Genomic DNA, 16,329 nt, shown 5'->3' on the forward strand with positions numbered 1-16,329 from the left:
CAGAATTGACGTTGTGACTACTCCCAGCGATCCCCCCGGTCCCGATCGCGGTCGGTGGGACGGCGAAGAGTACCCACCGTACGAGCGGCACCCCGGTTTCGATCGATATCCGCCACCCAACGCGCCACGGCGACGTCGGCCGTTGCCGCCGCTACCGCCGGATCATCCAGGCACCATCCCGCCGCCGACCCGTCCGCTGACGGAGGTCGAGCGCGATCCGGGCCGCGGCCGGTTCACGCGGTCGATGCGCAAAGAACAGCCACGCCGGGTCGACGATCGTCGCCAGGAGGCGCCCGAGGACGAGGCCGCCCGCGTCGACGATCGCCGGGTCCCGCGCAAACTCACCGTCACACGGGTCGCCGCGCTGCGCGGTAAGGAGCTGACCGAGAAGGGGTTCGCCACCTTCCAGCGCGCGGCCAAGGCCGACGGCGCCGACAAGTCGGGTCTGACCGCGCTCACCTACGCGACGATGACGAACTTCGCCTTGGACGCCGCGATCGCCGTCGCCCTGGCCAACACGTTGTTCTTCGCCAGCGCGACCGCCGAGAGCAAGACCAAGGTGGCGCTGTACCTGCTGATCACCATCGCCCCGTTCGCGGTGATCGCGCCGCTGATCGGGCCCGCGCTGGACCGTTTGCAGCGTGGCCGCAGGCTCGCCCTCGCGTCATCGTTCGCGGTGCGCGCGGTGCTGGCGGTGGTGCTCATCGTCGACTTCGACACCTGGGCGTTGTATCCGCTGGCGCTGTGCATGATGGTGCTGAGCAAATCGTTCGCCGTGCTCAAGAGCGCGGTGACGCCGCGTGTACTGCCACCGGGGATAGATCTGGTCCGAACCAACTCCCGGCTGACGGTGTTCGGTCTGGTCGGCGGCACCATGGGCGCCGGCGCGATCGCCGCGCTCGCGGCCGCGGCCTTCGGCTCGACCGGCGCGCTGGTGCTCGCGGTCGCCATCGCCTGCGCGGGCACCTATCTGAGCCTGCGCATTCCGCGCTGGGTCGAGATCACCGAGGGCGAAGTGCCCGCCACCCTGAGCTATCACAGCGACGACCCCGATACCGAGGTCATCCCGTCCGGCAAGAAGTCCGCGGTGCCCGCCCGCAAACGCCGTCAACCGCTGGGCCGCTCGGTGGTGACCGGGCTCTGGGGCAACAGCAGTATCCGCGTGCTCACCGGCTTCCTCACCTTCTATGTGGCCTTCGTCGCCAAGGCCACCGAGCATCGTCCGGTGCAGCAGGCGGCCATGCTCGGTGTGGTCGGCGCGGCCGCCGCCATCGGCAATTTCGCCGGTAATGCCAGCGGCGCCAGGATCAAACTGGGCAGGCCCTCGCTCATCGTGGTCAACTGCACGGCCGCCTGCGCGGTGGTCGCGTTGTTCGCGGTCTTCGCCGACAATCTGCTCGGTGCGGCGGTGGCGGCGCTGGTCGCCGCCGGTGCCAGCGCGCTGGCCAAGGTGTCGCTGGACGCCTCGATCCAGGACGATCTGCCGCCGGAGTCGATCGCGTCCGGGTTCGGGCGTTCGGAGACCGTGCTCCAGCTCAGCTGGGTGGTCGGCGGCGCCGCCGGGGTACTGCTGCCGACCGACTACTGGAAGGGTTTCGCGGTGGTCTCGGTGATCTTGGTGGCGGGCCTGGTCCAGACTGTGGTGAGTTATCGCGGACATTCGCTGCTGCCGGGCCTCGGCGGCAATCGGCCCCAGCACGCCGAGCAGGTGGTACCGCACCACAGCACCGCCGACAGCCAAGGCAGCACCCGCCGCAACGGCCGGACCGCCGATATCAGACGAGGAGATCCCATCCGGTGAGCAAACCCAACGCCCGCACCATCGTCGCGCTGTTCACCGTCGGTGTACTCGTGCTGTCCGCCGCCTTCGTCGGTGTGCTGACGGTGCTCGTACGTAACGCCGACGAGCACGACCCGGAGATCACCGCGTACGCGCACGGCCGCACGGTCACCGTGCCGCCGTTCATGTACTGCACGGTGCGGATGGAGGACTGCCGCTACGGCGAGACCGTGAGCCTCGAGGTGCCGCCGGGCTATCCCCTGCAACTGTCGCTGCCCAACGAGATCGCCGATGCGCCCTGGCTGATCCAGCAGGTGTACGCGCTGCCCTCGGGCGAGGAGATCGCCAAGGTGCGCAGGCACACCGAGTTCCCCGACGGAGTGCGCGCGATCACCGTCGAGTCGCAGCCCGAACCGGACCTACGCCTGGTCGGGGTGGAGATGCAGCTGCCGATCCTCGCGCGCGACGAGACCGGCGCCGAGTTCTACGTGCCGCATGCGGCATGGTCGATCAGGACCGCCGAGTAAACACCCCCGAACAGCAGTACGGTCGCGGGCATCGAGGATGCCCGCGACCGTTCGCGTTCGCCCGGACTACGCCGCTCAGTGATCGAGTTCGCGGGCGACGGCCCGGACGACCTCGGAGATCCGCTGCGCGGTCTTGCGATCGGGGTACTTGCCCTTGCGCAGATCGGGCTGCACCTTGGCCTCGAGCAAGGTGATCATGTCCTCGACCATGCCGTGCAGCTCATCGGGGGAATGCCTGCGCGCGGCGGGCTCCTTGCGGGCGGCCCGCTCCTGCCCCTGACGCACCGACGGCGGAGCCTCGAGCAACTTGAGGCTCAGCGCCTGCGGCCCACGACGGCCCGCGGCCATCCCGAACTCCACGCGCTGCCCCGGTTTGAGGGTCTCGATGCCTTGGGGCAGCGCGGAAGAGCGGACGTAGACGTCCTCACCCTCGTCCTGGGAAAGGAAGCCGAAGCCCTTTTCGACGTCGTACCACTTCACCCTGCCGGTCGGCACTGCGCTCACCCGTTCATCATTCGAAACCCGGACCCTTGCGGCCCGGGCACATTTCCATCTTCGAAGCACCCGCGCGGCGGCGCCGCGATCAGGTCTTGCCCTTGTGCGAAAGAACGCGCCCCACAGGTATGCAGGACGCGCATTGCCGTCGAGTCTACCCCGGTGCCCTCCGCGTAAGCACATCAGTTTTACGGTGCAGCGGTGACGAACACTCCCTCGCAGCCGCCGCCGGGCCGTGCGCCGCGCCGGCGTGGTGACTGGTTGCTCCAGCTCGCGCTCGGTGTCTTCACGATCGGCCTACTGGCGATCGTCGCCATTTTCCTGACGCACATCCTCAGCGACTCGGCGCCGGGGCTGTGGCTGTATCTGCTGGCGATGCTCACGCCGATCGGCTTCGTCCTGGCGCTGGTGTTCACTCTGCGCTCCGGACGACGAGCCAGGTGACATCAACTAGTTACCCAGGGCAATCGTTACCCAATCCGGCCTGTGATCCTCATCACATAACGGCCAGATAACGGAACGTTCTTGCACCCGCCGCCCCCACCGCGCAACGCGCCTAGCTGCACAGAGGGGTCTATGCCCGCTCGAGACCGGTCCGAGACCCCCGCGTACACGCCGGTTACCAAATGGTGATTTTTCGCGAGGTTCGTCGTACCGTCTTACCCAGCCGGGACACCCGGCAACCAACCACCGGCCCGCCGCACCGAACCTCACCCCGCGGGTACCGGACCCCCGACGGAATTGAGGGGTGAGGGCGGGACGGACGACCTCTCAGTCCGAACCCGAGCGAGAGCGCCTCGCAGGTGCGTACGAGAGGAAGACGAACCCGATATGAGTGGACGCCATCGCAAGCCAACCTCCACCGGGCGCACCGTAGCCAAGGTCGCCGTCACCGGCGCCATCATGGGCACCGCAGGTGTGGCCTTCGCCGGAAACGCCAGCGCGGCACCCGACTCCGACTGGGATCGACTCGCGCAGTGTGAGGCCGGGGGTAACTGGGCGATCAACACCGGCAACGGTTACCAAGGCGGACTTCAGTTCTCCCCGAGCACCTGGAAGGCCCACGGTGGCGGCCAGTACGCGGCCACCGCCGACCAGGCCACCCGCGAACAGCAGATCGCGGTCGCCGAGAAGGTGCTCGCCTCTCAGGGCTGGGGCGCGTGGCCCTCCTGCTCGGCCTCGCTCGGCCTGAGCAGCGCTCCCACCCCCCGTTCGGCTCCCGCCGAGGCCGAGAGCCCGCGCTGGCAGCCGGCCCCGCAGCAGCAGGCCGCGCCGCAGCAGGCGGCCGCCGACAGCAGCCAGCAGGTCTTCGACGCCGTCGACCGCGCCATCGCGGTGGTGCAGGCGCAGGGCGTCCAGGTGCCGCAGCAGGCGCTGGATGTGTTCAACGCCGCCAAGGCCAACGGCACCAAGCTCGACCCGGCCGTCGTGAACTTCTTCGAGGCGAACAAGGGTCTGCTCCCCTCCTGACCCGAGTCTCTACGACTGTGGCCCCGCATCCGATCGGATGCGGGGCCACAGTCGTTGTTTCGGGGCCTCGGCCGTTTCCCGTGCGGCGGGGTAGGTTCCGAGGATGCGGCCGCGAATCGTATTCCGGCTCAGCTACACACCGGCACCGATACGCGGGCATGCGTCAGCGCCAGTGGAGCGAGGGGCATCGCCGGATGCGATGAACTACGACCGGAGCGGCGCCCACGATCCGTCACCGGACGCGGGCGCGCGGCTCAGCGGTTGATAACGGTGTGCGGGTGGACGTACGGCAGCTTGTCGGCGGCCACCGGGAATTCGGTGTCCTCGCCGAACGGGGACAGGTTGCCGGAGCGCGAGGACGACAGCTCGGTCACCGCATGCTCACCGTCGGCGACCTGCGGCCAGCCGTTGTCGACATAAGGCTTCTTCGATTTGTTCACCACGCGCCCATTCTGGCATGTGACCGCCGCGAGCCGGCACATGGTCGGCGTGGAACCGGACACGTCGGGCGCTCACCGGCCTTGTCGGGACGAGACAGCGGCACCCGCGAGACAACGGCACTTGCCCACAAGACACGACCCCGCCCGCAAAACAACGGCATCCACCCCACGAGACACCGACACCCGCCCGGCAGTGATGCGGCACCGCCCGGGCAGGAGTGCGGGCGGACACATACGGACCGCACAGCTGCATGGCCGACTGCACCGCTCCTGCTCCGGCGGCATCCGGCAGCGCATCGTAGGCTGAATCCGATGACCGGTACCGACTCTCTGGCCGACTGGCTCGGCGCCCGCAGCGATGCCGAGCTGGTGTCGCTGCTCGAGCTGCGGCCCGATCTGGCGGTGCCGCTGCCCTCCTCGATGACGGTGCTCGCCGCCCGCGCCGAACAGCGGGCCTCAGTGCTGCGCGCCGCCGACGAGCTCGACACCCTCGAGTTCGCCATCATCGAGACCCTGGCCGTGCGGGCCGCCTCGGCGCAGCCACCGTTGACCCGTCGCGAATTGAAGAAGCTGCTGCGCGACCGGGTGAAGGCCGCACCGGTCGACGCGGCGTTGCGGCGGCTCACCGAGCGGGCCCTGATCTGGTCCGACGGTGATGCCCTGCGCGTGGTTCCCGCCGCGGCGGAGGCGCTTCCGTGGCCGATGGGCAGCACCACCGAACTGCCGGACGCGCTGACCGAACCGGAGGTCACTGCCGCGCTGGCCGAGATCTCCCCCGCCGAACGGGCTTTGCTGGGCAAGTTGGCCGCCACCGGTCCGCGCGGGCGCACCAAGGACGCCGCCCCCGGCACCCCGCCCGACCGTCCGGTGCAGCAGTTGCTGAGCCGGCGACTGCTGCGCCCACTGGATGCGGAGACCGTCGAACTGCCGCTCACCGTCGCCCAGGTGTTGCGCGGCGAGCCCGTCACCGATCCGCACGCGCTCACCCCGCCGGCGCCTGCCACCACCGCCCATGCGCCGGATGAGGTGAACGCGGTGTCCGCCGGTGAGGTCGGTGAACTGCTGCGCCACTGCGCGAGCGTGCTCGAGGTCCTCGGCCAGGCACCGGCACCCGCCCTGCGCGCGGGCGGTCTCGGGGTGCGCGAGACCCGCCGGATCGCCAAGCACACCGGCACCGACGAACAGCGCACCGGCCTGCTGATCGAACTGCTGGCCGCCGCCAAGCTGATCGACCGCGGACTGCCGGATCCGCCGCCGGATATCGAGAGCACCGACGATTTCTGGGCCCCCACCCCCGCCGCCGACTCCTGGCTGGAAGCGCCACCGGCCCGGCGCTGGGTGACGCTGGCACAGGCCTGGCTGGAATCGGATCGGGTGCCGTGGATGATCGGCATGCGCGATGCCAACGACAAACCGCTGGCCGCTCTGGCCCATGAACTGCGCACCCCGCACGCGATCCGCGACCGGCGCGCGATGCTCGAGGTGCTGGCGGAGCTGCCCGCGGGCACCGCACTGGAACCGTCCGGCGCCGCGCGCCTGCTGGCCTGGCGGGCACCGCGCTGGCGCAGGCATTTCCGGCTCGAAGCGGTCGAGCGCACCTTCGGGGAGGCGGCGGCGCTCGGGATCATCGGTCGTGGCGCGCTGAGCGACCCCGGACGGGCGCTGCTGTCTGAGCAGCCCGACAGTGCCGGTGCGGCGGAAGCGGCGATGGAGCAGGCGCTGCCGGATCCGGTGGATCACGTCCTGGTGCAAGCGGATCTGACGGTGATCGCACCCGGTCCGCTCACCGCGGATCTGCAGAGCCGGATCGCGCTGGTCGCCGATGTCGAATCAGCGGGCGCGGCCACCGTGTACCGGATCGGAGAGACCTCGGTGCGGCGGGCGCTCGACGCCGGGCTCACCGCCGCCGAACTACACGGGCTGTTCAGCAGGCACTCGCGCACCCCGATCCCGCAGGCGCTGACCTACCTGATCGACGATGTGGCGCGGCGCCACGGTCAGCTGCGGGCCGGCATGGCGCAGTCGTTCGTGCGCAGCGATGATCCGGCGCTGCTGACCCAGGTGCTGAACGCGCCGGTGGCCACCGAGCTCGCCTTGCGCGCGATCGCCCCGACGGTCGCCATCTCGCAGGCACCGCTGGGCGAACTGCTGGACCGGTTGCGGGCCGCGGGTTTCGCACCGGCCGGGGAGGATTCGGCGGGCATGATCGTGGATCTGCGGCGGCGCGGCGCGCGCATCGCGGTGCGCCCCCATGCGCGGCAGGCATATCGGCCGGTGCCGCCGAGCACCGAACAACTGGAACTGCTGGTGCGGGAACTGCGCGCCGGTGAGCGGGCGGCCGCGGCCCGGTCGACGCAGTCGGTGCGCCCCGACGGCACCCGCACCGGCACCGCCGCCACGCTGGCCCTGCTGCAACTGGCCGCGCGCGGGCGCCGGGCGGTGAACATCGGTTACGTCGACGCCGCGGGTACCGCCATTCAGCGGGTGGTCGAGCCGGTGCGGATCGGTAACGGTCAGCTCGACGCGGTGGATCCGGTCACCGGCGCGGTCCGGCACTTCACGCTGCACCGGATCGCGTCGGTCGCGCTGCTCGATTAGACGGGGCGGTCCAGTCCGTCCTGCTGGCTCGGGCCAGGTAGACGCAACGCGAGCTTCCGCTGAAACGGATCGGTTCGTGGTCCCACCGAAAAAGCAAGGGCCGTGCCGGAATGGCACGGCCCCGCTCGAAGTGGCGCTGATCAGGCTTTGGGGTCGCCGAGGCAGAAGGTGGTCTTGGGATCGGCCACCGTGATGAACTTGTTGGCATCGGCGCCACACAGCAGTTCGTCGACCTGACCGTCGATGCGCTGTATCACCCGGAAGCTGGCTTCGGGAGAGGCGCAATCGGCGAAGCTGTAGCCGGAGAGCATGCTGTCGGCGTAGCAGCTACCCTGCTTGAAATTGGGCGCAAGGCACAGGAACGCGGTGGTCCCGCCGTTGAGGGTCTCCTCGTAGGAGGTGTAGTCCTCGGCGCATTCGGTCTTGGTGTCATAGGTCTGGACGACCTTGTAGACGGCCTTGTCCGATGAGCAATCCACCGGCTCGGTCTCGGAGTCGACCGCCGAACTACTGATGACGTTGATGCACTCACCGACCTCGGATTTGGCCGTGTCGGACTTGCCCGCATCCTCGAACATCGAACATCCGGTCACCGCGACCGCCAGCGCGACCGCTGCGACGAAAGCGAGCATGATGCGCGCCAGCAGCCGCGTTCCTGGGAACTTCACGTGAAAACCTCTCTCACCGAAGCGTTCACTGGATCATGAACGCGCGGGTGAGGATACCCGCACGATCATGACGGGCGCATCTGGTCGGCCGACGGAGACCGAGGTCAGTAGATGCTGGAGAAGCCGAGAATCGACAGGGCGAGGATGCTCGGGAGCAGTCGGCCGAGCATTTGGAAACCGAAATAATTCATCAGTAGTGCCTTCCACATTCCGCCCACGTAATGGACGTACGTCCAATCCGAACACTGAGTCGGTGCCGGACGGCGCGTTGTTACGCCCACCGAGTATGGACTGCCCGACCGATCGCCGCGACCGCTGCGATCACCCCGCCTGAGCTCAATATTCCTGCCCGCCAGTGACTCTGGTCACATGGTGGCGTGTGTGCGCCACTCAGGCCCTGAGGTCGCCGGGGAACAGGTACTCGTCCGGCGGCGGCGCGGCCTGATCGAGCCACGCGGCGAAGAAACCACTCAGATCGGTCGCGGACTTGGACTGGATGAAGTCGCGGAACTGGGGCATCGAGGCGTTGCCGTAGGCATTGACGGTGGCGAACTCGCGCAGCGCGGCGAAGAAGACGTCATCGCCGATGAGCTTGCGCAGCGCGTGCAGAAACAGCGGGCCCCGGTAGTAGACGGAGGTGAATTCGTTTCCGGCACCGGGGTTTTGCAGCGGGATGTCCCAGAAGTGCGGCATCGTCGAGGCCTGCGCCACGGTGTCGCGGTACATCGCGTCGACGTCGGCGCCTTCCATCCGCTCGGGCCACAGATAGTCGGCGGTGTAGCTGGCGAGGCATTCGTTGAGACAGATATCGGCCCAGCTGTACACCGAGACCGAATCGCCCCACCACTGGTGCGCGATCTCGTGCACCACGGTGTTCAGGTCCGTCCACGGCGCGTAGATCGGGCGGGTCTGGGTCTCCAGCGAGAACGACAGCTCCGCGTCGACGTAGATGCCACCGGATGTATCGAACGGATATGGGCCGTACAGGGATTCGGAGAAATCGAGGATCTCCGGCAGCCGCTGCTCGTGTTCGCGGTTGCCGGCGGCGCCGGGAGCGAAGGCGCTCAGCAGCGGGGTTCCGTCGGCGCGGCGCTGTTCGAGGTAGGTGAACTTGTCGATGGCGATGGTCGTCAGGTAGCCGAGGATCGGCTGGCGCGCCTCCCAGCTCACCGTGCGCGAGCCGGCGCGGACCTCGTCGCGGGTTCGGATTCCGTTGGAGACCACGTCCCATTCGGCGGGCACGGTGGCGTGCAGGGTGAAGGTGGCCTTGTCGCGGGGAGTGTCGTTGAGCGGGTACCAGCTGGTGGCCGAATGCGGTTCACCGACGACGAAGGCGCCGCCGCTGGGGGCGAAGGTCCAGCCCGAACCCGCCGACTCCGCTGCCTGCCCCGCGTACTCGACCGTCACCGTGAACGGCAATCCGGGCAGCACCGGCAGCCAGGGGCGCACGGTCAGTTCGTGTTCGCCGTTGCGGTCGAAACCGGCGGGGATGTTGTTCACCGTCACCCGCTGCACCGGCGGCCCGGCGAAATCCAGGTTGAACGAGGTGAGGGCCTGGGTGGCGGTGGCGTCGATGCGCGTGGAGCCGGTGACCTGCCTGGCGAGAGGTTCAAAGCCGATGCCGACCTCGTAATGGCGCACGTCGTAGCCGCCGTTGCCGTCCAGCGGGTAGTAGGGATCGCCGAGTCCTGGTGCGCCGGCCAGCGGATCGCCGGCGGACTGCGCGCCCGCCGGGCTCGCGAGCCCGAGCAGCAGCGCCACCGCCACCGCGACGGCCGATACGCCGGACAACCTCATACGAACCCACACCCCTCGTTCGACACCGCACCACCCGGCACCGGTGCACCGGCCCCGTTGGATGGTAGTCGCCTCAGCCGGAGGTTCCGCTCAACGCCACCGACGCGCCGAGCCCGACGATCATCGCGCCGCCCGCACCGCCGATCGCCTCCAACCGCCGCGGCGAGCGCGCGAACCAGTTGCGCGCGGCGGCCGCCGTCAGCGCCCACGCACTGTCACTGACCAAGGCGATCGCCAAGAACACGGTGCCGAGCACGAGGAACTGCACCGGCAGTGGCCCGGACGCCGGATCGGCGAAATGCGGGAGCACCGCCGCGAAGAAGACGATCGCCTTCGGATTGGTGATCCCGACGACGAAACTCTGCCGGAACACCCGCGAGTCGCCGAACCGGCCGACCTCACCGCCGATCGCGGCGCGCAGGCTCTTGCGTTCGCGGATAACCTGGATCCCGAGATGGATCAGATAGAGCGCCCCGAAGACCTTCACCAGCGTCAACGCCATCGCCGAGGCGGTCAGCAGGGTACCGAGGCCCACCGCTACCAGCCCCAGGGCCACCTGAACCCCGGCGCAGTGCCCGAGCACCGAGATCAGTGCCGCGCGGCGGCCGAGCGCCAGCGCACGTCCGATGGTGAACAACACCCCGGGGCCGGGAATGACGACGATCACGGTGGCGGCGATGGCGAATGCCAGCAGGTTGGCGGCCGGAACCATGCGCTCAGTTCAGGGCCGGCGACCGGCTCAGGAGCCGAGATCGCCCGGCAGCTGCTGCGGATCCAGCAGCAACCGTTTGGCCGAGCTGCGGCGAACCTTGTCGGCCAGGGCGAGGTTGTCCGACAGCAGCCGCCACTCCACCTCGCTGATGGCGGCGCGGGCCCGTTCGATGACGTTGCCGTCGCGGGTCCCCCAGGCGATGGGCATGGCGTTGACCGCCTGGCGCAGTTCACCGACCGCCCGGGCGGCGTGATCGCCGCGCACGGCGACCGAGGGCACCCGCTCCCCCGCCTTGGCCTCATGTCCGGGCAGCGCCCGCACCTTGCGCACCACCAGCGCGTACCGGGTCTCGCTGGAGTCGGGGCGGCCGACGTTCACCAACGCGAGCAGCACCATCCCACTCGGGTAGGTGTGCGAGACGACGGCAGGTACCAGCTCACCCTCGGCATACAGCTTGTCGATGCGGGAGCGGCGCGGCGCCCACAGCGCCACCCACAGCGCGGTGACCGCGCCCAGCGCCGAGGCCACCGCAAGTAGATAGGACCAGGGATGGTTCAACCACACCAGATAGCCGGTGACGGCCGCCGCGACCGCGGCGGCGATCACCGCACTGATGCGCAACCGGCGCAGATCCGCGACAACTTCGTTGACCGCATGGGCATGGCTGCGGTCCACCACGAATTCGAAGCGTCGCACGTCTCATTCCTAGCACAGTTTGTGGAGGTGGTGCCTCCGCTTATCCGACGGCCGGCCCGAGCAAGTCGTCAGCATCGGTGATGCGATAGGCATACCCCTGTTCGGCCAGGAAACGCTGACGATGCGCCGCGTACTCCGCGTCGAGCGTGTCGCGCGCGACCACCGAATAGAAATGCGCCTGACCCCCGTCCTGCTTGGGACGCAGCAGCCGGCCGAGTCGCTGCGCCTCCTCCTGCCTGGACCCGAAAGTACCCGAAACCTGCACCGCGACCGAGGCTTCGGGCAGGTCGATGGAGAAGTTGGCGACCTTGCTCACCACCAGCACCGGGATCTCGCCGCGCCGGAAGGCGTCGAAAAGCGCTTCGCGCTCTTTGTTTCTCGTCGATCCCTGGATGATCGGCGCGTCCAGCGCCGCGCCCAGTTCTTCCAGCTGTTCGAGATAGGCGCCGATCACCAGCGTCGGCGCGTCCTTGTGCCTGGCCAGGATGGATTCGACGACGGCGATCTTGGTGTGCGCGGTGGAGCAGAGTTTGTAGCGTTCCTCGGGTTCGGCGGTGGCGTAGGCCATGCGCTCGGCATCGGTGAGCGTCACGCGCACCTCGATGCAATCGGCTGGTGCGATCCAGCCCTGCGCCTCGATGTCCTTCCACGGCGCGTCATAGCGTTTCGGGCCGATCAGCGAGAACACATCGCCCTCGCGGCCGTCCTCACGCACCAGGGTGGCGGTGAGCCCCAGCCGACGACGCGATTGCAGGTCGGCCGTCATCCGGAACACCGGGGCGGGCAGCAGATGGACCTCGTCGTAGATGACCAGGCCCCAATCGCGGCTGTCGAACAGTTCCAGATGCTTGTACTCGCCCTTGGTACGCCGGGTGATCACCTGGTAGGTGGCGATGGTGACCGGCCGGATCTCCTTGCGTTCACCGGAGTACTCGCCGATCTCGTCCTCGGTGAGCGAGGTGCGCGCCAGCAGCTCGCGCCGCCACTGCCGCCCGGCCACGGTATTGGTGACCAGGATCAGCGTGGTGGCCTTCGCGCGCGCCATGGCCGCGGCACCGACCATGGTCTTGCCCGCACCACACGGCAGCACCACCACACCCGAGCCACCGGCCCAGAACGAATCGGCCGCCATCTCCTGGTAGTCGCGCAGATGCCAGGCACCGCCGGTGTAATCGAGATCGATCGGATGCGCCTCGCCGTCGACGTATCCGGCCAGATCCTCGGCGGGCCAGCCGATCTTGAGCAACATCTGCTTGATGTGGCCGCGTTCGGACGGATGCACGATCACCGTGTCGTCGTCGATGCGTTCACCGAGCATCGGTGCGATCTTCTTGTGCCGCAGCACCTCCTCCAGCACCGCGCGATCCAGGCTCACCAGGGTGAGCCCGTGCGCTGGATGCTTCACCAGCTGCAACCGGCCGTACCTGGCCATGGTGTCGACGATGTCGACCAGCAGCGGCTGCGGCACCGCGTAGCGGGAGAAATTGACCAGCGCGTCGACCACCTGCTCGGCGTCATGCCCGGCGGCGCGGGCATTCCACAGGGCCAGCGGGGTGACCCGGTAGGTGTGCACATGCTCGGGCGCGCGCTCCAACTCGGCGAAGGGCGCGATGGCCTGACGCGCCGCGTCGGCCAGTTCGTGATCGACCTCGAGCAGCAGCGTCTTGTCACTCTGAACGATTAGTGGACCTTCGGCCACCGGTGCCTCCTGTGATCTGCTCCCACCCATTGTTCCCGAACCCACCGACACACCCCCGCGACGACCGTACTCCCTGCTCATCGACGGTGAGCGGACCACCGGCGGCCAACTGGACCGAGACGTACGGGCGCCACGCACGCGAAGATCGACCACATGATCGAGATCGCTGCGATGACGGGTGTGGCGGCGGCCGCGCTCGGCATGGTGCTCACCCCCGGACCCAACATGATGTATCTGGTCTCGCGGACCGTGTCGCAGGGCAGGCGCGCCGGGCTGGTGTCGCTGACCGGCGTCGCGGCCGGGTTCGGGGTGTACCTGCTGGCCGCGGTCGCGGGCATCACGGCGGTGTTCGCGGTGGTCCCCGGCTTGTACCTGGCGTTGAAGCTGGCCGGCGCCGCCTACCTGCTGTGGCTGGCCTGGCAGGCGCTGCGCCCCGGCGGTGTGTCGGTATTCACGCCGGCCGCGCTGCCCGCCGATCCGGTCCGGCGGCTGTTCACCATGGGCCTGGTCACCAATCTGCTGAATCCGAAGATCGCGATCATGTACATGGCGCTCATCCCGCAGTTCGTGCATCCCGGCCCGACGCCGGTCTGGGTGCAGAGCCTGTGCCTCGGCGCGATCCAGATCAGCGTCGCGTTGACGGTCAACGCGCTGATCGTGCTCGGCGCCGGGCAGGTCGCCGCGTTCTTCACCGCACGGCCGGTCTGGGTGCGGATACAGCGCTACGTCATGGGGAGCGCGCTGGCCGGGATCGCAGCCGTCGTGGCCACCGATCGGGCGCGGCCGGTCGCGGCCTGATCCGGACGCGTTCGGCGTCAGCCGATGGGCGCGCCGACGCGTAACCGACGCACGCCTTCATCCAGGGTCTCGTCGCGCTTGCAGAAAGTGAAGCGCACCAGATGCTTCCACTGCTCGGGATGGTCGGTGAACACGCTGACCGGAACCGCGACCACGCCGAGCCGGGTGGGCAGCTCGCGGCAGAATGCGAGGCCGTCGGTGGCGCCGAAGGGGCGGATATCGCCGCAGACGAAATAGCCGCCGGCACTGGAGTAGACGTGGAAGCCGGTGTCGGCCAAGGCCGAGGACAGCCGTAACCGCCGGTCCGACAGCGAACTGCGCAGTGCGGCGACCCACTCGAGTTCCTCGGTGAGCGCGTGCGCGACGGCGGGCTGGAACGGGCCGCCCGCCACGAACGTCATGAACTGCTTGGCGGCGAGCACTCCGTCGATCAATTCCGGTGCGGCACAGACCCAGCCCGTCTTCCACCCGGTGACGCTGAACGTCTTGGCCGCACTCGACACCACGAGTGTGCGCTGCCGCATCCCCGGCAGAGTGGCCAGGCTGATGTGCTCGGCGTCGTCGAAGACCAGGTGTTCATAGACTTCGTCGGCCAGCACCAGCAGATCGTGCTCGCAGGCGAGCTCCGCGATGGCGGTGAGGTCGTGGCGATCGAGCACGGCGCCGGTGGGGTTGTGCGGCGAGTTCACCATGATCATCCGGGTTTTCGAGGTGATCGCGGCACGCAGACTGTCCAGGTCCAGCACGAATCGGTCGCCGTCGGCGACGAGCCTGGCGGTGCGCCGCTGCGCGCCCGCGAGCGCAACGGCAGCGGCATAGGAGTCGTAGTAGGGCTCGATCAGCACCACTTCCTGGCCTGGCTCCACCAGGCCGAGCACCGCCGCACTGATCGCCTCGGTCGCGCCGACGGTGACCAGGACCTCGGATTCCGGGTCGTATTCGGTGCCGTAGCGGCGTGCCCGGTCGGCCGCGACGGCCCTGCGCAGCACCGGCATGCCCCGGCCCGGCGGGTATTGGTTGAGACCGTCGGCGATGGCCTGCCTTGCCACCTCGAGCATGCCCGCGGGGCCGTCGGAATCGGGGAAGCCCTGGCCGAGGTTGATCGCGTCGTGCCGGACCGCGAGTTCGGTCATCTCGGCGAAGATCGTGGCGCCGAAGGGCCGCAGGCGGGCGACGGTCGCTGGTTGCTGGCGCATATCGCCGAGCCTAGAGCGCGGCGAAATCCCGCCAGAATTAGCCCGCGAATCGCTAGCGTTGCCACCAGATAGCGAACGGCTATGTTTCACATTTATTTTTCGACTTCTACCTGCATGGTTGTGCGTTGTCCCATAGGCAGCTAGCCTCGCCGTGTTCTATTTCACAGCCCGCTGCGGCGGGTATCTCGAAAGGGGCGTCTATGGCCTCATACCTCGACCTGATAGCGAATCCGGCCGCGTCGGAGGTCGCCGGATTCCTATTGGGTCAGCTTCGCGACGTAGCCCATGACCTGATCGCGGGCTTCGGCTCCTCGACCCCCGACTGGGGTCTTGGTTCGTCGACCGGCGATCACAGCACCGGTTCCTCGACCGGCGACTGGTTCACCGGCTCGGCTACGCCGTAGCGCAGAACCCGTCGGGCCGGGATGCGCGGCCCGGTCCGGCGGGGGCGCTCGCCCGCTCAGCCGACGCGGATGCCCCCGAGTTTGTCCGGATTGGCGATATCGTAAGTGCCCCAAACCAATCCATCGCGCACCGTGAATCCGACCACCCGCCGCGGTGTCCCCGGATAGCGGCCCTCCCCCGCCTGCTCCGGCACCAGCGCTCCCAGCTGGCCGTTGACCGCGACGATTTCCATGCTGCGCAGCAAGTCCTCCCCGACCTCGGCCATGCCGTACTTGTGCAGCAGCCCGACGAAGAACCTGGCGATCTTGTCCGCTCCGTGCAGCACATTGACCGCCGTCGACGTGGTGCCGTTGGCGTCGCCGATCATCACCGCGTCCGGATGCAGCGCTGCCGTCACCGCCTGCACATCACCCGTCAACAGCGCCTCGAGCAGGCGCTGCACCGCGGCGGCATGATCGTCGTCGGCGACCGGCTCCGGAGCCCGCGACACCGACTTGCGAGCGCGCACGGCCAGCTGACGGGCCGCGTCCGGGGTGATCTCCAGAATGTCGGCGATCTCGTCGAAGGGCACCGAAAGCCCGTCGTGCAGTACGAACGCCACCCGCTGGGCCGGAGTCAGCGAATCCAGCACCACCATGGCGGCGAACCGGAATTCCTGCCTGCGCACCACCGCTTCCAGCGGATCGGGCGTGCTCGACGCGCCGACCGCGGTGACCACCGGCTCCGGCAGCCACTGCCCCACATAGCTTTCCCGCCGGGCGGCCGCGCTGCGCAAGCGGTCCAGGCAGATTCGGCTCACCACCGTCGTCAGCCAGGCCCGCAGGTCCTCGATCTCGGACTGCCTGGCACCGGCCAGCCGCAGCCAGCTCTCCTGCACCGCGTCCTCGGCATCGGCCACACTGCCGGTCAATCGGTAGCCGACCGACAGCAGATGCGACCGATGCGATTCGAACAGGTCTGCGAGCAATGCGGCTACCACCAGTCGGAGTCTACGGACCGTGGATCATCCACCCGCGCCGCCCTCACCTCCCGGAAAACCCGATGAACC

At 68.7% G+C, this 16,329-nt stretch carries 16 protein-coding genes; 7 read left to right on the forward strand and 9 right to left on the reverse strand.

Annotation, left to right across the window (positions count from 1 at the left end):
- Window positions 1-13: 13 nt before the first annotated feature.
- Both AC5W7N_RS01510 and AC5W7N_RS01515 read left to right on the forward strand, forming a co-directional pair.
- Window positions 14-1,801 (forward strand): MFS transporter, encoded by a 1,788-nt coding sequence (locus AC5W7N_RS01510; RefSeq protein WP_195006937.1) that lies wholly within the window; start codon window positions 14-16, stop codon window positions 1,799-1,801.
- Window positions 1,798-2,307, forward strand: a complete 510-nt coding sequence (locus tag AC5W7N_RS01515) for a DUF2771 domain-containing protein (RefSeq protein WP_194991126.1) — start codon at window positions 1,798-1,800, stop codon at window positions 2,305-2,307. Before AC5W7N_RS01510 ends, AC5W7N_RS01515 begins: the two co-directional genes overlap by 4 nt.
- Window positions 2,308-2,382: 75 nt before the next feature.
- Here the strand turns inward: AC5W7N_RS01515 and AC5W7N_RS01520 are convergent, their stop codons facing one another.
- Window positions 2,383-2,802, reverse strand: a complete 420-nt coding sequence (locus AC5W7N_RS01520; protein WP_171048022.1) for a cold-shock protein — start codon at window positions 2,800-2,802, stop codon at window positions 2,383-2,385.
- Between the two features lie 201 nt (window positions 2,803-3,003).
- On the opposite strand from AC5W7N_RS01520, the gene AC5W7N_RS01525 reads away from it, so the two are divergent.
- Together AC5W7N_RS01525 and AC5W7N_RS01530 are read left to right on the forward strand one after the other, a co-directional pair.
- Window positions 3,004-3,246 carry a hypothetical protein gene (locus AC5W7N_RS01525; protein ID WP_163814247.1) on the forward strand — a complete coding sequence of 81 codons (243 nt, stop codon included), beginning with the start codon at window positions 3,004-3,006 and terminating at the stop codon, window positions 3,244-3,246.
- A gap of 387 nt (window positions 3,247-3,633) precedes the next feature.
- Window positions 3,634-4,272, forward strand: coding sequence for a resuscitation-promoting factor Rpf1 domain-containing protein (locus AC5W7N_RS01530; RefSeq protein WP_194991127.1), 639 nt, complete (start codon window positions 3,634-3,636; stop codon window positions 4,270-4,272).
- 254 nt (window positions 4,273-4,526) lie between these two features.
- Here the strand turns inward: AC5W7N_RS01530 and AC5W7N_RS01535 are convergent, their stop codons facing one another.
- Window positions 4,527-4,715, reverse strand: a complete 189-nt coding sequence (locus AC5W7N_RS01535) for a hypothetical protein (RefSeq protein WP_163814245.1) — start codon at window positions 4,713-4,715, stop codon at window positions 4,527-4,529.
- A gap of 309 nt (window positions 4,716-5,024) precedes the next feature.
- Here AC5W7N_RS01535 and AC5W7N_RS01540 point away from each other — a divergent pair, with 309 nt between their 5' ends.
- Window positions 5,025-7,310, forward strand: coding sequence for a helicase-associated domain-containing protein (locus tag AC5W7N_RS01540; protein WP_194990882.1), 2,286 nt, complete (start codon window positions 5,025-5,027; stop codon window positions 7,308-7,310).
- Between the two features lie 140 nt (window positions 7,311-7,450).
- Here the strand turns inward: AC5W7N_RS01540 and AC5W7N_RS01545 are convergent, their stop codons facing one another.
- The 5 genes from AC5W7N_RS01545 to AC5W7N_RS01565 form a co-directional block, all read right to left on the reverse strand.
- Window positions 7,451-7,978 carry an LppU/SCO3897 family protein gene (locus AC5W7N_RS01545; RefSeq protein WP_163814243.1) on the reverse strand — a complete coding sequence of 176 codons (528 nt, stop codon included), beginning with the start codon at window positions 7,976-7,978 and terminating at the stop codon, window positions 7,451-7,453.
- A gap of 390 nt (window positions 7,979-8,368) precedes the next feature.
- A complete protein-coding gene (locus tag AC5W7N_RS01550) occupies window positions 8,369-9,775 on the reverse strand; it encodes a M1 family metallopeptidase (protein WP_195020570.1) in 1,407 nt (468 codons plus the stop codon).
- A 73-nt stretch (window positions 9,776-9,848) separates the two neighbouring features.
- Window positions 9,849-10,487 (reverse strand): LysE family translocator, encoded by a 639-nt coding sequence (locus AC5W7N_RS01555; protein WP_195020569.1) that lies wholly within the window; start codon window positions 10,485-10,487, stop codon window positions 9,849-9,851.
- A gap of 27 nt (window positions 10,488-10,514) precedes the next feature.
- Complete coding sequence (locus tag AC5W7N_RS01560; RefSeq protein ID WP_195020568.1) at window positions 10,515-11,183, reverse strand: DUF3239 domain-containing protein; 669 nt, start codon at window positions 11,181-11,183, stop codon at window positions 10,515-10,517.
- Window positions 11,184-11,223: 40 nt separating this feature from the next.
- Window positions 11,224-12,882, reverse strand: coding sequence for a DNA repair helicase XPB (locus tag AC5W7N_RS01565; protein WP_163814239.1), 1,659 nt, complete (start codon window positions 12,880-12,882; stop codon window positions 11,224-11,226).
- A gap of 153 nt (window positions 12,883-13,035) precedes the next feature.
- Between AC5W7N_RS01565 and AC5W7N_RS01570 the strand changes: the two genes are divergently transcribed.
- Window positions 13,036-13,680 (forward strand): LysE family translocator, encoded by a 645-nt coding sequence (locus tag AC5W7N_RS01570; protein ID WP_194990886.1) that lies wholly within the window; start codon window positions 13,036-13,038, stop codon window positions 13,678-13,680.
- Window positions 13,681-13,697: 17 nt separating this feature from the next.
- On the opposite strand, the gene AC5W7N_RS01575 is transcribed toward AC5W7N_RS01570, so the two are convergent.
- A complete protein-coding gene (locus AC5W7N_RS01575) occupies window positions 13,698-14,876 on the reverse strand; it encodes a pyridoxal phosphate-dependent aminotransferase (protein WP_163814237.1) in 1,179 nt (392 codons plus the stop codon).
- 200 nt (window positions 14,877-15,076) lie between these two features.
- On the opposite strand from AC5W7N_RS01575, the gene AC5W7N_RS01580 reads away from it, so the two are divergent.
- Complete coding sequence (locus tag AC5W7N_RS01580) at window positions 15,077-15,280, forward strand: hypothetical protein (RefSeq protein WP_138446200.1); 204 nt, start codon at window positions 15,077-15,079, stop codon at window positions 15,278-15,280.
- Between the two features lie 56 nt (window positions 15,281-15,336).
- Here AC5W7N_RS01580 and AC5W7N_RS01585 read toward each other — a convergent pair whose 3' ends face one another.
- A complete protein-coding gene (locus tag AC5W7N_RS01585) occupies window positions 15,337-16,260 on the reverse strand; it encodes a sigma-70 family RNA polymerase sigma factor (RefSeq protein WP_195020567.1) in 924 nt (307 codons plus the stop codon).
- Between the last annotated feature and the right edge of the window lie 69 nt (window positions 16,261-16,329).

Source organism: Nocardia sp. CDC519, assembly GCF_059509835.1.

Excerpts from the sequence above, each read along its gene's own strand:
- AC5W7N_RS01540 (WP_194990882.1), top strand. The coding sequence starts at position 5,025 with ATGACCGGTACCGACTCTCTGGCCGACTGGCTCGGCGCCCGCAGCGAT.
- AC5W7N_RS01575 (WP_163814237.1), bottom strand. The coding sequence starts at position 14,876 with ATGCGCCAGCAACCAGCGACCGTCGCCCGCCTGCGGCCCTTCGGCGCC.
- AC5W7N_RS01570 (WP_194990886.1), top strand. The coding sequence starts at position 13,036 with ATGATCGAGATCGCTGCGATGACGGGTGTGGCGGCGGCCGCGCTCGGC.
- AC5W7N_RS01550 (WP_195020570.1), bottom strand. The coding sequence starts at position 9,775 with ATGAGGTTGTCCGGCGTATCGGCCGTCGCGGTGGCGGTGGCGCTGCTG.
- AC5W7N_RS01530 (WP_194991127.1), top strand. The coding sequence starts at position 3,634 with ATGAGTGGACGCCATCGCAAGCCAACCTCCACCGGGCGCACCGTAGCC.
- AC5W7N_RS01580 (WP_138446200.1), top strand. The coding sequence starts at position 15,077 with ATGGCCTCATACCTCGACCTGATAGCGAATCCGGCCGCGTCGGAGGTC.
- AC5W7N_RS01555 (WP_195020569.1), bottom strand. The coding sequence starts at position 10,487 with ATGGTTCCGGCCGCCAACCTGCTGGCATTCGCCATCGCCGCCACCGTG.